The organism is Mycobacterium sp. NGS22, assembly GCF_059813095.1.
The window spans coordinates 113,109-130,107 of record NZ_JCALDY010000013.1 but is presented as its reverse complement, the minus strand read 5'-3'; the positions used below and the strand labels follow the sequence as shown (position 1 = coordinate 130,107).

The following is a 16,999-nucleotide window of genomic DNA, read 5'->3' as shown; positions in this document are numbered from 1 at the left end:
GTGCCTGGCACCGCCCCGATAACAGAAAGGCACTTCGTTTATGGCCGTGCAGCTCACGCCGCATTTCGGCAACGTGCAAGCGCACTACGACCTCTCCGACGACTTCTTCCGGCTTTTCCTGGACCCCACCCAGACGTACAGCTGCGCCTATTTCGAGCGGGACGACATGACGCTGGAAGAGGCTCAGTACGCCAAGATCGACCTCGCCCTGGGCAAGCTGAACCTCGAGCCCGGTATGACGCTGCTGGACATCGGTTGCGGCTGGGGCGCCACCATGCGACGGGCGATCGAGAAATACGACGTCAACGTCGTCGGCTTGACGTTGTCGGAGAACCAGGCCATCCACGTCCAGAAGAAGTTCGACGAGCTGGACACGCCCCGCACCAGGCGGGTGCTGCTCGAGGGGTGGGAGAAGTTCCACGAGCCCGTCGACAGGATCGTCTCGATCGGCGCGTTCGAGCACTTCGGGCGCCAGCGCTACCCGCGGTTCTTCAAGATGGCAAACGAGGTGCTGCCCAGCGACGGCATCATGCTGCTGCACACCATCGTGCGGCCGACGATGCGCGAGGCCCGGGCCAAGGGGCTGCCGTTGACCCACGAAATCGTGCACTTCAGCCAGTTCATCCTGGCCGAGATCTTCCCCGGCGGTGATCTGCCCACGGTTCCGGTGGTCGAGGAACATGCCGGCGCCGCGGGGTTCACCACGACACGGATCCAGTCGCTGCAGCTGCACTACGCGCGGACCCTGGAGACGTGGGCGACGGCACTGGAAGCCCAGCGGGAGAAGGCGATCGCGATCCAGTCGGAGAAGGTCTACAACCGCTACATGAAGTACCTGACGGGTTGCGCGAAGCTCTTCCGGCAGGGCTACACCGACGTCGACCAGTTCACCCTGCAGAAGTAAACCCTGGGTTGTCTCAGTACTTGTAGAAACCCTGCCCGGACTTCTTACCCAGCAAACCCGCTTCCACCATCCGCAGCAACAGCGGCGGCGGCCCGTAGTGCGGCTCCTTGAACTCCTCGTAGAGCTTGTCCGCGATCAGCTTGAGGGTGTCCAAGCCGACGAGATCGGACAGCTTCAGCGGGCCCATCGGGTGCGAAAGCCCGGCCACCACGGCTTTGTCGACGTCTTCGACCGTCGCGAATCCCGCCTCCACCATCCGGATCGCGGACAGCAGGTAAGGCACCAGCAGCGCGTTCACCACGAAACCGGAACGGTCCGAGCAGCGCACCACCTGCTTGCCCAGCACGCCGCTGGCAAACTCCTCGACGCGCTCGGCGGCGGCCTGGTCGGTGACCAGCGTGCTCACCAACTCGACCAGCGGCAGCACCGGGACCGGGTTGAAGAAGTGCAACCCGAGCACCCGTTGCGGGTTCTGGGTGGCCGCGGCGATCTTCATGATCGGAATGCTCGAGGTGTTGGAGGCCAGCACGGCGTCGGGATCGGTGATCACCCGGTCCAGCTCGGCGAAGATCTGGCCCTTCACTTTCTCGTCCTCGACGACGGCTTCGATCACCAACTGCCGGTCGGCCAGGTCGGCGAGGTCGGTGGTGAAGCTCAACAGACCCAGCGCGCGGTCGCGCTCGCGCTCGGTGATCTTGCCCGCACTGACGCCGCGCTCGAGCGACTTGACGATGCGGTTGCGGCCCGCGGTGACCAGCGCCTCGGTGGTCTCGAACACCGTCACACCCACACCGGCGCGCAACGACACCTCGGCAATCCCGGAACCCATTTGGCCGGCCCCGACAACCCCGACTCGCTCGATCACAGTGCCTCCTTCTAACCGCGAACAGACGCAAAAGCACCACTTTTGCGCCGCAAAAGGGTGCTTTTGCGTCTGCTCGGCAGACTAACTCAACCTAACTCAGTGGAACTGACCCTCTTCGGTCGAGCCCGCGAGCGCGGTGGTCGACGAGGTCGGGTCCACCGTGGTGGCGATGCGGTCGAAGTAACCCGCACCCACCTCGCGCTGGTGCTTGGTGGCGGTGTAGCCACGGCTCTCGGCGGCGAACTCACGCTCCTGCAGCTCCACGTAGGCGCTCATCTGGTTGCGGGCGTAGCCGTGGGCCAGATCGAACATCGAGTAGTTCAAGGCGTGGAAGCCGGCCAGCGTGATGAACTGGAACTTGAAGCCCATCGCACCGAGCTCCTTCTGGAACTTGGCGATCGTGTCGTCGTCGAGGTGCTTGCGCCAGTTGAACGACGGCGAGCAGTTGTAGGCCAGCATCTGGTCGGGGAACTCGCTCTTGACGCCCTCGGCGAACTTCTTGGCCAGCTCGAGGTCCGGCGTGCCGGTCTCCATCCAGATCAGGTCGGAGTACGGCGCGTAGGCCTTGGCGCGGGCGATGCACGGCTCCAGGCCGTTCTTGACCCGGTAAAAGCCCTCGTTGGTGCGCTCACCGGTGATGAACGGACGGTCCCGCTCGTCGACGTCGGAGGTGATCAGCGTGGCGGCCTCGGCGTCGGTACGCGCGATGACCACGGTCGGCACACCGGCGACGTCGGCAGCCAGCCGGGCCGAGGTCAGGGTGCGGATGTGCTGCTGGGTGGGGATGAGCACCTTGCCGCCGAGGTGGCCGCACTTCTTCTCCGAGGCCAGCTGGTCTTCCCAGTGCGAACCGGCGACACCGGCGGCGATCATCGCCTTCTGCAGCTCGTAGACGTTGAGCGCACCACCGAAGCCGGCTTCACCGTCGGCGACGATCGGCGCCAGCCAGTTCTGCACGGAGCGGTCGCCCTCGACCTTGGCGATCTCGTCGGCGCGCAGCAGCGCGTTGTTGATGCGACGCACCACCTGCGGCACCGAGTTGGCCGGGTACAGGCTCTGGTCGGGGTAGGTGTGGCCGGACAGGTTGGCGTCGCCGGCGACCTGCCAACCGGACAGGTAGATCGCCTTCAGCCCGGCGCGGACCTGCTGGACGGCCATGTTGCCGGTCAGCGCGCCCAGCGCGTTGACGAAGTCCATCTCGTGCAGCTGCTCCCACAACACCTCCGCGCCGCGGCGGGCCAGGGTGTGTTCCTCGACGACGTGGCCCTGGAGCGCGACGACGTCCTGGGGGGTGTAGGTGCGCTCGACGCCCTTCCAGCGGGGGTTGTGGTCCCAGTCGTGCTGGATTGCTTCAGCGCTCTTGGGGGTGCCAACTTCAGACATTGGACAGCTCCTTACCGGTGTTACTACTGATTGCTGATGGCCCACCGCTCCGTCCGACCGGACGCCCGGGACCCAACTTCACTTGTGTGCTAACACGACCTTGACACAGCGAATTCCTGCAGGTCCACCCATTTCACTTGCAAATTTCGGCTATGACTTCCGGTCATTTTGTGAAGTCTGCGAAGCCGCAAATCTACTGAACCGGTTCAGAAGCTACCGGGCAGTAACAAGAACTGCAGGTCAACGGTAATTTAACAGAACGCTCGTACTGTTAGAGAGCGAACAGCGCGGCGACGGCTTTCGTCTCGTCACCGACGGCATATGTGAGCGTTGTAACAGTGCGGTCGGACAGGCCGGGACCGAATTTCTCGGTGGATCCGGCCGGATGCACGTGCGAGATGATCTCCAGCTTGTCGCCCAGCGCGACCGGGGCCTCGTGTTCGATGGTCACCCGCAGCGGGCCGTTCAGGAGCTCGGAGTGGGTGAACAGGTAGTCCTCGACCACGCTCCAGTAGACCGAGTTGTTCATGTGGTCGAACAGGTCGATGTCGGTGACCCGGACCGGGAATTCGTGGATCTCGACGGCGTCGTCGCGGCTGCCCGGCTTGAGGTAACCCTTCCAGCGGAGTCGGTCCACCGACGTGGTCTTGTGCAGACCGGCCAGGAAGTCGTCGGAGATCCGGGCCGGCATCTCGGTTTCCTTGTTCACGTGGATCCAGAACGCCTCGGACTCGATCAGCCCGCCCCTGCGGCCGTCGACCCGGACCCGCATCTCACACCAGCGGTTGGAGGACCCCGAGCACCAGCGCCGGCAGCGCAGCATGTCCTGGAACTCGATGGGCCGGATCAGGTCGACCATGGTGCGCCGTACGATCCACAGCGGATGGGTTTCCTCGAAGCCCATCTCCCGTAGCTGGTCCTGACCGATGTCCTGGATGTGCCGGCAGGCGGCATCCAGCCGCAGCCGACCGGTGCGGTCGATGTCACCCACCCGCAGCGGCCATTCGCGGTCGAAGACGTCGGGGTGGCCGTCCGGCACCGGCATCAACTGTTTGTCCAAACTCACGGCGGCAACTCCCCTAATCCGTCGGCGCCTTCCGGGTTTACCCGGCAAGGCCGAAGCGAATCATGCCAATGGCCTCGCGCAAACACCAACCTGCAAACTTTGCCAAGCCCCTCTTCGCAACCAGGCGTAGGCTCCCGTGGGTGTCCAAGACGTTTGTCGGCGCCCGGGTCCGGCAGCTGCGCAACGAGCGTGGATTCAGCCAGGCCGCGCTGGCCCAGATGCTGGACATCTCGCCGAGCTATCTCAACCAGATCGAACACGACGTGCGTCCGCTCACGGTGGCGGTGCTGCTGCGGATCACCGAGATGTTCGGGGTGGACGCGACGTTCTTCGCCTCGCAGGACGCCACCCGCCTGGTCGCCGAACTGCGGGAGGTGACACTGGACCGCGACCTGGACATCGACGTCGACCCCACCGAGGTCGCCGAGATGGTCAACGCGCACCCGGGCCTGGCCCGCGCGATCGTCAACCTGCATCAGCGCTACCGACTCACCACCGCCCAACTGGCCGCCGCCACCGAGGAGCGTTACTTCGACGGCAGCAGCGGCAGCGGATCCATCACCATGCCGCACGAAGAGGTGCGCGACTACTTCTACCAACGCCAGAACTATCTGCACGAACTCGACACCGCGGCCGAGGACCTGACCGCCAAGATGCGGATGCACCAGGCCGATCTGGCCCGCGAGCTGACCCGTCGGCTCACCGAGGTGCACGGCGTGCACATCACCCGGCGTATCGATCTGGGTGAGAACGTGCTGCACCGCTACGACCCCGCCACCAAGACGCTGGAGTTCAGCAACCATCTGGCGGCGGGCCAGCAGGTGTTCAAGATGGCCGCCGAGTTGGCCTACCTCGAGTTCGGGGACCTGATCGACAGCCTGGTCGAAGCGGGCAAGTTCACCAGCGACGAGTCACGCACCCTGGCCCGGCTCGGGCTGGCCAACTACTTCGCCGCGGCGACGGTGCTGCCCTACCGCCAATTTCACGACGTCGCCGAGAATTTCCGGTACGACGTCGAACGGTTGTCAGCGTTCTATTCGGTGAGTTACGAGACCATCGCGCACCGGCTCTCCACGCTGCAGCGGCCCTCGATGCGGGGCGTGCCGCTCTCGTTCGTCCGGGTGGATCGCGCCGGCAACATGTCAAAACGTCAGTCCGCCACGGGTTTTCACTTCTCCTCGACCGGCGGCACCTGCCCGTTGTGGAACGTCTACGAGACCTTCGCCAACCCGGGCAAGATCCTGGTCCAGATCGCCCAGATGCCCGACGGCCGCAACTATCTCTGGGTGGCCCGCACCGTGGAGCGGCGCGCGGCCCGGTATGGTCAGCCCGGCAAAACCTTCGCGATCGGCCTGGGTTGCGAGCTTCGCCACGCGCACCGACTCGTCTATTCGGAAGGACTCGATTTGTCCGGGGACCCGAAGAGCACCGCGACGCCGATCGGCGCGGGTTGCCGAGTCTGCGAACGCGACGACTGCCCGCAGCGGGCGTTCCCCGCCCTGGGACGCGCGCTGGATCTCGACGAGCACCGCAGCACGGTGTCGCCCTACCTGGTGCGGCACGCATGACCGGCAACCAGAGCGGGGGTGCGGTCGTGCGGATCCCGCCCGGCCGGTTCCGGCAACTGGGCCCGGTCAACTGGGTGCTGGCCAAACTGGGCGCGCGTACTGTCCGCGCACCGGAGATGCATCTGTTCACCACCCTGGGCTACCGGCAGTCGCTGTTCTGGACGTGGCTGCTCTACGGCGCCCGGATCCTGCGGGGACGGCTGCCCACGATCGACACCGAACTGGTGATCCTGCGGGTCGCGCATCTGCGGTCCTGCGAATACGAGCTACAGCACCATCGCAGACTGGCCCGCCAGGCCGGACTGGACGCCCAGACGCAGGCCGCGATCTTCGCCTGGCCGGACCCGCCGGCCAGCGACGGGCCGCGCAGGGTGCTCAGTGCGCGTCAGCAGGCGCTGTTGAACGCGACCGACGAGTTGATCAAGGACCGGACCATCGGCGCCGAGACGTGGCAGCAGCTCGCGGCGCACCTGAACCGGCCGCGGCTGATCGAATTCTGCATGCTGGCAACGCATTACGACGGACTGGCCGCGACGATCACCGCGCTCGGAATCCCGTTGGACAACCCGGCCGATCACAGATAGATGTTGGCCAGCACGGCCAGCGACAGCACCAGCGGGAGAATCGGCAGCCCGAACGCGAACGCCGCCCAACCGTGCTTGCGACGCCAGCGCATCGCCAGTCCGCCGAGCACCCCGCCGGCCACCAGCGCGCCGGACCCCAGCAGCACCAAGACGCTCCACCTGCTCACCGTCGTGAAATCATCTCCGACGGCGATGGCGGCCAGCCACAGGATGTAGCCCGCCAGCACACCACCGACGGCGCCGACGATCGTCTCGGAGGTCCGGGTCGCCATGCCGTCAGAAGTTGATCATGTGACCGACCAGCCCGTGGAAGCACTCCTGCAGCGCTTCGGACATGGTCGGGTGGGTGTGGACGTTGCGGGCCAGCTCGTTGGCGGTCAGGTCCCACTTCTGCGCCAGGGTCAGTTCGGGCAGCAACTCGGACACGTCGTGACCGACCAGGTGCCCGCCGATGAGTTCGCCGTACCTGGCGTCGGCGATCAGCTTGACGAACCCGCTGGGGTCGCCCACGCCGTGCGCCTTGGCGTTGGCGGTGAACGGGAACTTGGCCACCACCACGTCGTAGCCCTCGTCGCGGGCCTGTTCCTCGGTGAGGCCGAAGCTGGCGACGTTGGGCTGGCAGAACGTGGCGCGCGGCATCATCCGGTAGTCGCCCAGCGCCAAAGTCTCTGCGCCGCCGATAGTTTCGGCTGCCACGACGCCCTGGGCCTCGGCGACGTGCGCCAGTTGCAGTTTGCCGGTGACGTCGCCGATGGCGTAGATGTGCGGGGTGGATGTCTGCATGTAGTCGGTGATGCCGATGGCTTTGCGGTCGGTGAGTTCGACGCCGGCCTTGTCCAGGCCGTAGCCTTCGACGTTGGGCGCAAACCCGATGGCCTGCAACACTTTTTCGGCCTTGAGTTCGTCGGACTTGCCGTCCTTGCTGACGGTGACGGTGACGCCACCTTCGCTGGACCCGCTGTCATCTATGGATTCGACCTTGGTGCCGGTGAGGATCTTGACGCCCAGTTTCTTGAACGCCTTCTCGATCTCCTTGGAGGCGTCGGCGTCCTCGTTGGGCAGCGCGCGCGGCAGGAACTCCACGATGGTGACGTCCACACCGTAGTTCTTCAGCACGTAGCCGAACTCCATGCCGATGGCACCGGCGCCGGCGATGATGATCGAGGACGGCAGTTCGCGGGTCAGGATCAGCTTCTCGTAGGTGACGACGTTCTCCGACAGCGACGTACCGGGCACCAGTCGGGTGCTGGCGCCGGTGGCGATGATGGCGTTGTCGAAGGTGACCTCTTGGGTGCCCCCGTCGTCGTTGAGTTCGACCTGCAGCGTGTTGGCGTCGGTGAACTTTCCGTAGCCGTGGATCTCGGTGATCTTGTTCTTCTTCATCAGGTAGTGCACGCCGGCGACCCGGCCCTCGGCGACCTTGCGGCTGCGGTCATAGGCGACGCCGAAGTCGAAGGTGGCTTCACCGCTGATGCCGAACACCTTGGCTTCCTTGGTGAAGATGTGGGCCAGTTCGGCGTTGCGCAGCAACGCCTTCGACGGGATGCAGCCGACGTTGAGGCAGACACCGCCCCAGTACTTCGGCTCGACGATGGCGGTTTTCAGACCGAGCTGCGCGGCACGGATGGCTGCTACGTACCCGCCGGGACCTGCTCCGAGAACGACGACGTCATAGTGGGAAGTCACCAGTTCACCCTAACGGTGGCAGGTTATTCGGGCACCACGCCCATCAGACACGGGGTCGCCACCTGCTCGCAGTAGAAGTAGCCGTAGAGCGGGGCTACCGCGGTGACCGAGGCGAACGGCGCCGACAGCACCGCGATCGACAGCGCGGCGATCAACGGTTTGGACTCCACCATCGCCAGGATCAGGCCGGCGACCGTGCACACCACCACGTAACCGAACACCACGAACATCGACGGCGTCTTGTCCAGGTCGTGATACCACCAGTAGTACAAGCTGAGGCCGAACACCGCGGCGATCGACCACACTCCGGACAGCACCAGGACCAGCTTCCACCACTTCAGGTAGACATAGCGGCCGGGGACGGCAACCGGTCCCGGCGAGACGTCGGGCTCGTCTTCGGGGTCGTCTGGTGCCTCCGGCTCCGCCTCCGGTTCCGGCTCCGCCTCGTCGAGGCCCGCCAATGCCACGAATGCCTGGGAGTCGGTGTCGAAGTCCGGCACGAACGGCACCGAGGGCTCGCCGTCGTCGAAGTCCGGCACGAAAGCCTCGGTCCCCGGGCCGGATTCGAGCTCCTGCTCGACCTTCGAGCTAGCCACTGGACACCACCTGCAGAGCGACGAGCATCCCGAACCAGCCGGGCGCCAACGCCAGGATCGCCGCCCCGGCCATGGTCACCCAGCGCCGTCCGGAGAACAGGATCACCGACAGCCCGATCACGCTGGGAATCCCGACCACCAGCGCGATCGCGACGTCCGGTCGGATCCGGACGTCGATCAGCACGCGGGATGCCACGGCAAGCAGTTGCCCGACCGCAATCCCGGCGAGCATGCCGCCGGCCAACAACCACGCCCGCGGAAGGGGAATCACGGTGTACGACCTTACTGACTCACCGCCGCGCGACCGGGTACCTTCCCGGCGCGTCACCGATCACAAGATGGCCTCGAACTGTCCGTCAGAAGAAGCCCATCGCCTGGTCGGAGTAGGACACCAACAGGTTCTTGGTCTGCTGGTAGTGCTCGAGCGCCATCTTGTGTCCTTCGCGGCCGAAGCCGGACTGCTTGTAGCCGCCGAACGCCGAGTGCGGCGGATACACGTGATAGCAGTTGACCCACACCCGGCCGGCCTTGATCTCGCGCCCGGCGCGGTAGGCGGTGTTGCCGTCGCGGCTCCACACTCCCGCGCCCAACCCGTACAACGTGTCGTTGGCGATGCCCATCGCGTCCTCGTAGGTGTCGAACGGCGTCACGGCGACGACAGGCCCGAAGATCTCCTCCTGGAAGACCCGCATCTTGTTGTTGCCGCTGAAGATCGTCGGCTGCACGTAGAAGCCACCGGACAGGTCCCCGCCCAGCTCCGCGCGCTCACCGCCGGTGACCACGCGGGCGCCCTCGTCCTTGCCGATGTCGATGTAGGACAGGATCTTTTCCAGCTGATCGTTGGAGGCCTGCGAACCCAGCATGGTCTCGGTGTCCAGCGGATCGCCCTGCCGGACGGCCTTGGTGCGGATCGCCGCGAGTTCCAGGAACTCGTCGTGGATGTCGGACTGGATCAGGCTGCGCGACGGGCAGGTGCACACCTCGCCCTGGTTGAGCGCGAACATCGTGAACCCTTCCAGCGCCTTGTCCTGGAAGTCGTCGTTGGCGGCCATCACGTCGGAGAAGAAGATGTTGGGACTCTTGCCGCCGAGTTCCAGGGTGACCGGGATCAGGTTCTGGCTGGCGTACTGCATGATCAGCCGCCCGGTGCTGGTCTCACCGGTGAACGCGACCTTGGCGATCCGGTTGCTGGAGGCCAGCGGCTTGCCGGCCTCGGTGCCGAAGCCGTTGACGATGTTGACCACCCCGGGCGGCAACAGGTCACCGATCAGCGACATCAGGTACAGGATCGAGGCCGGGGTCTGTTCGGCGGGCTTGAGCACGATCGCGTTGCCGGCCGCCAGCGCCGGAGCCAGCTTCCAGGCGCCCATCAGGATGGGGAAGTTCCACGGGATGATCTGGCCGACGACGCCGAGCGGTTCGTGGAAGTGGTAGGCGACCGTGTCCTCGTCGATCTGGGACAGCGCGCCCTCCTGGGCGCGGATGGCCGCGGCGAAATACCGGAAGTGGTCCCCGGCCAACGGAATGTCGGCTCCCAGCGTCTCGCGGATGGGTTTGCCGTTGTCCCACACCTCGGCCACCGCCAGCGCCTCGGTGTTCTCGTCGATGCGGTCGGCGATCTTGTTCAGGATCGCGGCCCGCTCGGCGGGGGCAGTCTTTCCCCAGGCGGGCGCCGCGGCGTGCGCGGCGTCCAGCGCCTTCTCGACGTCGGTCTCGTCGGACCGCGGGATCTCACAGAACGCCTGGCCGGTGACCGGCGTCGGGTTCTCGAAGTACCGGCCGGCGGCCGGCGCAACCCATTCGCCGCCGATGAAGTTCCCGTACCTCGATTCGAATGACATCAGCGCATCGGCAGCACCCGGACGTGCGAAGACAGTCATCTGTTCGGCTCCTCTTTTGGTTCATGTAATACGGCTCACACTACCGCTGGGGACACAATGGCCGTCATGGCAGCTGAAGCTTCTGAGGACCCGTACCTGTGGCTGGAGGACGTCACCGGCGAGACGGCGCTGGACTGGGTGCGGGCGCGCAACGAGCCCACCACGGCGCAGTTCTGCACCGGCGACTTCGAGGCGATGCGCGCCGAGGCGCTGGAGGTGCTCGACACCGACGCCCGCATCCCGTATGTGCGTCGCCGCGGTGAGTTCCTCTACGACTTCTGGCGCGACGCGACCAATCCGCGCGGTTTGTGGCGACGCACCACGCTGGAGAGTTACCGCAGCGATTCCCCGGACTGGGACGTGCTCATCGACGTCGACGCCCTCGGCCGCGCCGACGGCCGGAACTGGGTGTGGGCCGGCGCCAACGTGATCGAACCCGAGCTCACCCGCGCCCTGGTCAGCCTCTCCCCGGGAGGTTCGGACGCGGTCGTGGTGCGGGAATTCGACATGCTGACCCGCGAATTCGTGCCCGACGGGTTCGAACTGCCGGAGGCGAAGTCGCAGATCGACTGGGACGACCCGGACACCGTGCTGGTGGGCACCGACTTCGGCCCCGATTCGATGACCGAGTCCGGCTATCCGCGCATCGTCAAGCGCTGGCGCCGTGGCACCCCGTTGACCGACGCCGAAACCGTCTACGAAGGAGCCCGCAGCGACGTCAGCGTCGGCGGCTCCACCGATCGCACCCCGGGTTTCGTGCGCACCTTCGTCGGCCGCTCCCTGGACTTCTGGAATCGGCAGCGTTATGAGCTGCGGGGCACCGAGCTGATCCCGATCGAGGTGCCCAGCGACGCCAGCAGCATGTCGGTGCACCGCGAGTGGTTGCTGATCGAGCTGCGTTCCGACTGGACGATCGGTGACTCCACCTATCGCGCCGGCTCGCTGCTGGCCGCCAACTATGACGAATTCTTAAGCGGCGCAAGGGAATTGGCTGTCGTTTTCGAGCCCGACGAACACACCTGCCTGTACCACTACGCCTGGACGCGGGACCGGCTGCTGATCGTCTCGCTGGCCGACGTGGCCAGCCGCGTCGAGATCGTCACGCCGGCTAGCTGGCAGCGCGAATCGATCGCCGGCATCCCGGCGTCGACCAACACCGTGATCGTCGCGGCCGACGACACCGGCGACGAATTCTTCCTCGACTCCAGCGGTTTCGACACGCCGTCCCGGCTACTTCGCGGCACCGGCCCGGCCGGCCTCGAACCGATCAAGTCCGCGCCGTCCTTCTTCGACGCCGAAAACCTCTCAGTATCACAGCATTTCGCGACATCCGAGGATGGGACGCCGATCCCCTACTTCCTGGTGCGACCCGCCGAAGCCGACGGTCCGGGCCCCACCCTGCTGTACGGCTACGGAGGCTTCGAGACCGCGAACACCCCGGGCTACAGCGGCGTCCTGGGCCGGCTGTGGCTGGCCCGCGGCGGCACCTACGTGCTGGCGAACATCCGCGGCGGCGGCGAATACGGGCCGGGCTGGCACACCCAGGCGATGCGCGAGGGCCGGCACAAGGTGGCCGAGGATTTCGCCGCGGTCGCCGACGATCTGGTGGCACGCGGCGTCACCACCGTCGGGCAACTCGGCGCCCAGGGCGGCAGCAACGGCGGTCTGCTGATGGGGATCATGCTGACCAAGTACCCGCAGAAGGTCGGGGCGCTGGTGTGCAGCGTGCCGTTGCTGGACATGAAGCGGTATCACCTGCTGCTGGCCGGCGCCTCCTGGGTAGCCGAATACGGCGACCCGGACAACCCCGACGACTGGGCGTTCATCTCCGAATACTCGCCGTACCAGAACATTTCGGCCGACCGCGAGTACCCGCCGATCCTGATGACCACCTCGACGCGCGATGACCGGGTCCACCCCGGACATGCCCGCAAGATGACCGCCGCCCTGGAAGCCGCCGGTCACCGGGTCTGGTACTACGAGAACATCGAGGGCGGCCACGGCGGCGCCGCCGACAACGAGCAGCTCGCCTTCAAGCAGGCGCTGACGTACTCGTTCCTGTGGCGAACCCTGGGCGCGCCTCAGCGCTTCGACAGTGGGCGGTCCAGTTCGGCGGCGACGCGATCGAGTTCGGCGGCCAGCTCGCAATGACCGTTGTCCCCCAACGCCTGTCGTAGCTCGGTCATCGCATGTTCGAGTTCGGCGGTGCGCGGGTGCTGGGCAGCCGTCATCAACGTGTTGCGTACGTGTCGTGTCGCCGTGCGCTGGTGATCGGCGGACAACGTCGGGATGGCCATCGCGAACACGTTCAGCACCTGGGCGCAGGTCTGGTGTTGGCCGCCCTCGATGGCGCCGACGGCGATGCTCGACAACGCCTTGAGCACCTCGCAGATCGTGTCGTAGGTGTACACCACCGGCACCTGGTCGTCGACCGGCGGGTCGGACTCCTGCGCCCAGTGGGCCAGCAGGGCGTGCAGTCCGTCGACGGTCACCAAAGCCGCCTCGGAGTCCCGCTGGGTGGCGGCGCCCCAGCCCATGCTGGACAGCTGGTGCACCCCGTAGGACGGTTCGCGGTCGAGTTGCCGCTCCCGGCCACAGCACATCGCGTCCAGCACGGCGCGTGCCAAGCGTTCCCGTTCGGCCGCGTCTTCGCCGCGCACCGTCGCCAACAGGGTGCCGGCCACCATGTGCGTGCCCAGCTTGGCGTTGAGTTCGATCTCCGCCTCGCCCGGGACATCACGCAGCGCGCGGTCGAGCAGTTTCAGGTCGATGTCCACCAGGTACCCGGTGCACTGCGAACGGACGGTGGTAGCCGGTAGATGCGCGAGCTGTGGCTTGTCCCGTACCCGCCGCAGCCACTCGAGCTGGCGGTCGCGGGTGGCGATGGTGATCTGCACGATGCGCTCCACCACTGACGGCGGACGCAGCTGGTCGAGCACCAGGTAGCCGAACACGACCAGCCCGGCCAACGCCAGCACGCTGAGCACCAGCGCGGTCACCGTGCTGAACACCGCTTGATCGGGGTCGACGAGCGCCAGGACGACGACGTAGAACGCCGACAGTCCGGCGAAATAGCCGAAGAAGGTCTGGTTGACGCGCCGGCTCAGGAACTGCTCGACCACCACCCAGGTGAACACGTCGGACATGCGCTGGACCAAGGTGAGCAACAGGACGAACGTGATGGTCATCAACGTGAGCATCCCCGGTGCCACGGTGCGCAGCATCGACTGGTTCTCCTGCGGCGGCGCCAGCTTCGACAGCAGGTGCTTGACGGGTTGCAACCAGGTGGTGTCGTCGCCGTCGAGCACGCTGGTGGCGATGGCGATCGCGATGAACGCGGCGATTATGGCCAGCGGGACGCCGAGAAACTCGTGCAGTGCCCGGCGCAGTCCGCTCTCGCGCCTGGGACGCTTTGTCTGAGAATTTCGGCGTATCAACGCTCATCACCCCTGTCCGCGCAGGACACGCTGATCTGGCAGATACCCGGTTGCGAGTGCCCCGAACCGTGCGGCGTGATCTGCACGACGTCTAGCGCCGGGTCAGTTTGGGCACCCTGGGACTCATGTCCGCGCAGCTCCCGGGAGCCCTCCAGTCGCTTGCCCCAACGCTGGACAAGTTCGGGTACGCCGCCGTGATCGTCCTGGTCGGGTTGGAAGGCGTCGGCATTCCGCTGCCGGGACAGATCATCCTGGTGGTGGCGGGTATGTACGCCGGTGTCGGTCATTTGAACCTGGCTCTGGTACTGCTCGCGGGATTCCTGGCCGCCGTCGTCGGCGACAACGCCGGCTACGCGATCGGCCGCTACGGGGGTCGCGAACTGGTGCTGCGCTTCGGTCGCTATGTGTTCCTCACCAAGGATCGGCTGGCCAAGACCGAACGCTTCTTCGAGCGGCGGGGCCAGATCGTGGTGCCGCTCGGCCGATTCGTCGACGGCCTGCGCCAGGCCAGTGGGATCGCCGCCGGCCTCGCGCGGATGCGGTGGCAGCGCTATCTGGCCTACAACGCCCTGGGGTCCGCGGTGTGGGTCGTGGTCTGGGTGCTGGCCGGATACCTGGCCGGCAACCACATCGGCGCGCTGTACGCGGGATTCCAGCGTTACGAGAAATACCTGCTGGCAGCCGGTGCCCTGGTCGGTGTCGCGGTGCTGGTCGGGTGGTTGGTCCGGCGCCGGTCCCGGGCGGCCGCCGAGTGCTGACCGGCGGCGCTTGACACCCGAGTCGGGCACCGGCTTCGCTTCGCGCTATGACTCCCGAGTTCGAAACGCTCTTGTACGACACGGCCGGGCCGGTGGCCACGATCACGCTGAATCGCCCCGAGCAACTCAACACCATCGTCCCGCCCATGCCCGACGAGATCGAGGCGGCAATCCGGCGGGCCGAACACGACCACGACGTCAAGGTCGTCGTGTTGCGCGGCGCCGGCCGGGCGTTCTGTGCCGGGTACGACTTCGGCGGCGGTTTCCGGCACTGGGCGGACCACATGGACAGCGACGGCCGGTGGGATCCGGGCAAGGATTTCGCGATGGTGACCGCGGCGACGGGCCCGCACCAGAAGTTCATGTCGATCTGGCGGGCCACCAAACCGGTGATCGCGCAGGTCCACGGCTGGTGCGTGGGCGGGGGCAGTGACTACGCGTTGTGCGCCGACATCGTGATCGCCAGTGAGGACGCCGTGATCGGCACCCCCTACAGCCGGATCTGGGGGGCCTATCTGACCGGCATGTGGATGTACCGGCTGGGCTTGGCCAGGGCGAAATGGCACGCGTTGACCGGCCGGCCGCTGACCGGCGTGCAGGCCGCCGAGGTCGAGTTGATCAACGAGGCGGTGCCGTTCGAGCGACTCGAAGCCCGGGTCGCCGAGATCGCCGCCGAACTGGCCCGGATCCCGTTGTCGCAGCTGCGGGCGCAGAAGCTGATGGTCAACCAGGCCTACGAGAACATGGGCCTGGCGTCCACCCAACTGCTCGGCGGGATACTCGACGGGCTGATGCGCAACACCCCGGACGCGCTGGAGTTCATCCGCATCGCCCAAACCGAGGGGCCACGGGCCGCGGTGGAGCGCCGGGACGGTCCGTTCGGCGACTACAGCCAGGCTCCGCCGGAGCTGCGGCCGGATCCGTTGCACGTGATAATTCCTGATCGCAACGGGTAGTGAGATGGGCTACAGATTTTCGGCCGATCGTTCTCGGAAGCCCGGAAAGTGCTACGGTTATCAATATGTCTCGGCTCCATAACAGCCTGCGCACAGGCGCTCTCGCTCTGCTTCTCGGCCTGGCCGGCGCGATGTTCCCCGCGACCGCCGCCGCCGACTCCACCGAAGACTTCCCGATCCCGCGCAGACAGATCGCGACCACCTGCGACGCCGAGCAGTACCTCGCGGCCGTCCGCGACACCAGCCCGGTGTACTACCAGCGGTACATGATCGACTTCAACAATCACGCGAACCTTCAGGAAGCGACCATCAACAAGGCGCACTGGTTCTACTCGCTGTCGCCGGCAGAGCGCAGGGACTACTCGGAGAACTTCTACAACGGCGACCCGTTGACCTTCGCCTGGGTCAACCACATGAAGATCTTCTTCAACAACAAGGGTGTGGTTGCCAAGGGCACCGAGGTGTGCGACCAATACCCGCGCGGTGACATGTCGGTCTGGAACTGGGCGGGATAGTCGTGCGCCGTTACGTCGGATTGGCCATGGCGGCGGCGATAGCCCCGATGATCCTCTTCTTCGGTAGTGGGGCGGCGCACGCCGACAGCGACCTGGGAAAAACCTGCTCGCCGGAAGGCGCGAAGGTCTGGGGTAAACCGGGCCCGATCTACTGCGAGCGACAGCCGGACGGGCAACTGCAGTGGGTGTCCATCCCCGTCTCGGCGATGTGCGTGGCGTTCTGCGTGAATCAGCCCTGAGAATTCCAAACTCGGCAAGTTTGAAACCTCTTCCCCACGGGAACCCTTGAAATCGTCATAAAAGTACGGTTTCCTTGAGGTGGAAAACTAAGGGAACGCGGAGAAATACCGTCGGCCTACCCTTGCCGCGACGGGCCAAAGGTACCCATAATGGACACTCCGGCCCAGCCAAAATCCGCCGACGTGCGAGTGACGGATGTGACTGCGGTCCGGAAGCTGGAGGTCATCGCATGAGCCAAACTACTGGCAACGAGATCCCTGGCACGCTTGCGTCCCTCGACTGGCAGACCATCACCTGCCAGGCGGAGTCCGGATGCACCAACCGAGCCGCCTACATCGTTCACCGCCACGCGGTAGACCAATGTAACCACCCGCAGGTCGATCCGTTTGGCAATATCGTCGAAATTCTTTGCATCGCTTGCCTTTGGCGTGCCGAGGCCGAAGTCCTGGTCCAGGTTGGCCAACTTGCGCGCCAGGCAGACACCTACTGCCTGACCTGCGGAGCGCCGGTGTCCGAACTGCGCGACATCATGCGCGACGTCGCCGCCTTGTAGCCCACCGT

At 65.9% G+C, this 16,999-nt stretch carries 17 protein-coding genes and 1 pseudogene; 9 read left to right on the top strand and 9 right to left on the bottom strand.

Annotation, left to right across the window (positions count from 1 at the left end; translation table 11 throughout):
- Window positions 1-40: 40 nt before the first annotated feature.
- On the top strand, window positions 41-904 hold the full coding sequence (gene pcaA / locus AC5Y47_RS14690) for a cyclopropane mycolic acid synthase PcaA (protein ID WP_499944729.1): 864 nt from the start codon (window positions 41-43) through the stop codon (window positions 902-904).
- Between the two features lie 13 nt (window positions 905-917).
- Here the strand turns inward: pcaA and AC5Y47_RS14685 are convergent, their stop codons facing one another.
- The 3 genes from AC5Y47_RS14685 to AC5Y47_RS14675 form a co-directional block, all read right to left on the bottom strand.
- On the bottom strand, window positions 918-1,769 hold the full coding sequence (locus AC5Y47_RS14685; protein WP_499944728.1) for a 3-hydroxybutyryl-CoA dehydrogenase: 852 nt from the start codon (window positions 1,767-1,769) through the stop codon (window positions 918-920).
- Between the two features lie 96 nt (window positions 1,770-1,865).
- Entirely contained in the window at window positions 1,866-3,152 is a 1,287-nt protein-coding gene (gene aceA, locus AC5Y47_RS14680) for an isocitrate lyase (RefSeq protein ID WP_499944727.1), read from the bottom strand.
- Between the two features lie 271 nt (window positions 3,153-3,423).
- Window positions 3,424-4,218: an acyl-ACP thioesterase domain-containing protein gene (locus AC5Y47_RS14675; protein ID WP_499944726.1), complete on the bottom strand. Its 795-nt coding sequence runs from the start codon at window positions 4,216-4,218 to the stop codon at window positions 3,424-3,426.
- A gap of 140 nt (window positions 4,219-4,358) precedes the next feature.
- Between AC5Y47_RS14675 and ramB the strand changes: the two genes are divergently transcribed.
- The gene (gene ramB / locus AC5Y47_RS14670) at window positions 4,359-5,786 is read left to right on the top strand and encodes an acetate metabolism transcriptional regulator RamB (protein ID WP_499944725.1); all 1,428 of its coding nucleotides are present in this window, start codon (window positions 4,359-4,361) and stop codon (window positions 5,784-5,786) included.
- Window positions 5,783-6,370 (top strand): carboxymuconolactone decarboxylase family protein, encoded by a 588-nt coding sequence (locus tag AC5Y47_RS14665; protein ID WP_499944724.1) that lies wholly within the window; start codon window positions 5,783-5,785, stop codon window positions 6,368-6,370. Before ramB ends, AC5Y47_RS14665 begins: the two co-directional genes overlap by 4 nt.
- Here AC5Y47_RS14665 and AC5Y47_RS14660 read toward each other — a convergent pair.
- From AC5Y47_RS14660 to exaC, 5 genes are all read right to left on the bottom strand, one after another.
- The gene (locus AC5Y47_RS14660) at window positions 6,361-6,642 is read right to left on the bottom strand and encodes a hypothetical protein (protein WP_499944723.1); all 282 of its coding nucleotides are present in this window, start codon (window positions 6,640-6,642) and stop codon (window positions 6,361-6,363) included. The genes AC5Y47_RS14665 and AC5Y47_RS14660 overlap by 10 nt on opposite strands.
- Before the next feature lie 4 nt (window positions 6,643-6,646).
- On the bottom strand, window positions 6,647-8,056 hold the full coding sequence (gene lpdA / locus AC5Y47_RS14655; protein WP_499944722.1) for a dihydrolipoyl dehydrogenase: 1,410 nt from the start codon (window positions 8,054-8,056) through the stop codon (window positions 6,647-6,649).
- A gap of 23 nt (window positions 8,057-8,079) precedes the next feature.
- Window positions 8,080-8,652, bottom strand: coding sequence for a hypothetical protein (locus AC5Y47_RS14650; RefSeq protein WP_499944721.1), 573 nt, complete (start codon window positions 8,650-8,652; stop codon window positions 8,080-8,082).
- Window positions 8,645-8,923 (bottom strand): putative holin, encoded by a 279-nt coding sequence (locus AC5Y47_RS14645; protein ID WP_499944720.1) that lies wholly within the window; start codon window positions 8,921-8,923, stop codon window positions 8,645-8,647. Before AC5Y47_RS14645 ends, AC5Y47_RS14650 begins: the two co-directional genes overlap by 8 nt.
- An 85-nt stretch (window positions 8,924-9,008) precedes the next feature.
- Window positions 9,009-10,532, bottom strand: a complete 1,524-nt coding sequence (exaC, locus tag AC5Y47_RS14640; RefSeq protein WP_499944719.1) for an acetaldehyde dehydrogenase ExaC — start codon at window positions 10,530-10,532, stop codon at window positions 9,009-9,011.
- Window positions 10,533-10,589: 57 nt separating this feature from the next.
- On the opposite strand from exaC, the pseudogene AC5Y47_RS14635 reads away from it, so the two are divergent.
- Window positions 10,590-12,611, top strand: a pseudogene (locus tag AC5Y47_RS14635) (prolyl oligopeptidase family serine peptidase); the annotation flags it as partial.
- A 2-nt stretch (window positions 12,612-12,613) separates the two neighbouring features.
- On the opposite strand, the gene AC5Y47_RS14630 reads toward AC5Y47_RS14635, so the two are convergent.
- Window positions 12,614-13,969, bottom strand: coding sequence for a DUF2254 family protein (locus AC5Y47_RS14630; protein ID WP_499944717.1), 1,356 nt, complete (start codon window positions 13,967-13,969; stop codon window positions 12,614-12,616).
- Between the two features lie 125 nt (window positions 13,970-14,094).
- Between AC5Y47_RS14630 and AC5Y47_RS14625 the strand changes: the two genes are divergently transcribed.
- From AC5Y47_RS14625 to AC5Y47_RS14605, 5 genes are all read left to right on the top strand, one after another.
- Window positions 14,095-14,727 (top strand): DedA family protein, encoded by a 633-nt coding sequence (locus tag AC5Y47_RS14625; protein ID WP_499944716.1) that lies wholly within the window; start codon window positions 14,095-14,097, stop codon window positions 14,725-14,727.
- A gap of 47 nt (window positions 14,728-14,774) precedes the next feature.
- Window positions 14,775-15,683 (top strand): crotonase/enoyl-CoA hydratase family protein, encoded by a 909-nt coding sequence (locus AC5Y47_RS14620; protein ID WP_499944715.1) that lies wholly within the window; start codon window positions 14,775-14,777, stop codon window positions 15,681-15,683.
- Between the two features lie 65 nt (window positions 15,684-15,748).
- Window positions 15,749-16,198 (top strand): DUF5078 domain-containing protein, encoded by a 450-nt coding sequence (locus tag AC5Y47_RS14615; protein ID WP_499944714.1) that lies wholly within the window; start codon window positions 15,749-15,751, stop codon window positions 16,196-16,198.
- A 2-nt stretch (window positions 16,199-16,200) separates the two neighbouring features.
- The gene (locus AC5Y47_RS14610; RefSeq protein ID WP_499944713.1) at window positions 16,201-16,437 is read left to right on the top strand and encodes a hypothetical protein; all 237 of its coding nucleotides are present in this window, start codon (window positions 16,201-16,203) and stop codon (window positions 16,435-16,437) included.
- Between the two features lie 230 nt (window positions 16,438-16,667).
- Window positions 16,668-16,991 carry a hypothetical protein gene (locus AC5Y47_RS14605; RefSeq protein ID WP_499944712.1) on the top strand — a complete coding sequence of 108 codons (324 nt, stop codon included), beginning with the start codon at window positions 16,668-16,670 and terminating at the stop codon, window positions 16,989-16,991.
- Window positions 16,992-16,999 lie beyond the last annotated feature (8 nt).

What these genes read in the sequence shown, in the direction of transcription:
- pcaA (WP_499944729.1), top strand. Translation starts at nt 41, where the DNA reads ATGGCCGTGCAGCTCACGCCGCATTTCGGCAACGTGCAAGCGCACTAC.
- aceA (WP_499944727.1), bottom strand. Translation starts at nt 3,152, where the DNA reads ATGTCTGAAGTTGGCACCCCCAAGAGCGCTGAAGCAATCCAGCACGAC.
- AC5Y47_RS14665 (WP_499944724.1), top strand. Translation starts at nt 5,783, where the DNA reads ATGACCGGCAACCAGAGCGGGGGTGCGGTCGTGCGGATCCCGCCCGGC.
- AC5Y47_RS14660 (WP_499944723.1), bottom strand. Translation starts at nt 6,642, where the DNA reads ATGGCGACCCGGACCTCCGAGACGATCGTCGGCGCCGTCGGTGGTGTG.
- exaC (WP_499944719.1), bottom strand. Translation starts at nt 10,532, where the DNA reads ATGACTGTCTTCGCACGTCCGGGTGCTGCCGATGCGCTGATGTCATTC.
- AC5Y47_RS14625 (WP_499944716.1), top strand. Translation starts at nt 14,095, where the DNA reads ATGTCCGCGCAGCTCCCGGGAGCCCTCCAGTCGCTTGCCCCAACGCTG.
- AC5Y47_RS14620 (WP_499944715.1), top strand. Translation starts at nt 14,775, where the DNA reads ATGACTCCCGAGTTCGAAACGCTCTTGTACGACACGGCCGGGCCGGTG.
- AC5Y47_RS14615 (WP_499944714.1), top strand. Translation starts at nt 15,749, where the DNA reads ATGTCTCGGCTCCATAACAGCCTGCGCACAGGCGCTCTCGCTCTGCTT.
- AC5Y47_RS14605 (WP_499944712.1), top strand. Translation starts at nt 16,668, where the DNA reads ATGAGCCAAACTACTGGCAACGAGATCCCTGGCACGCTTGCGTCCCTC.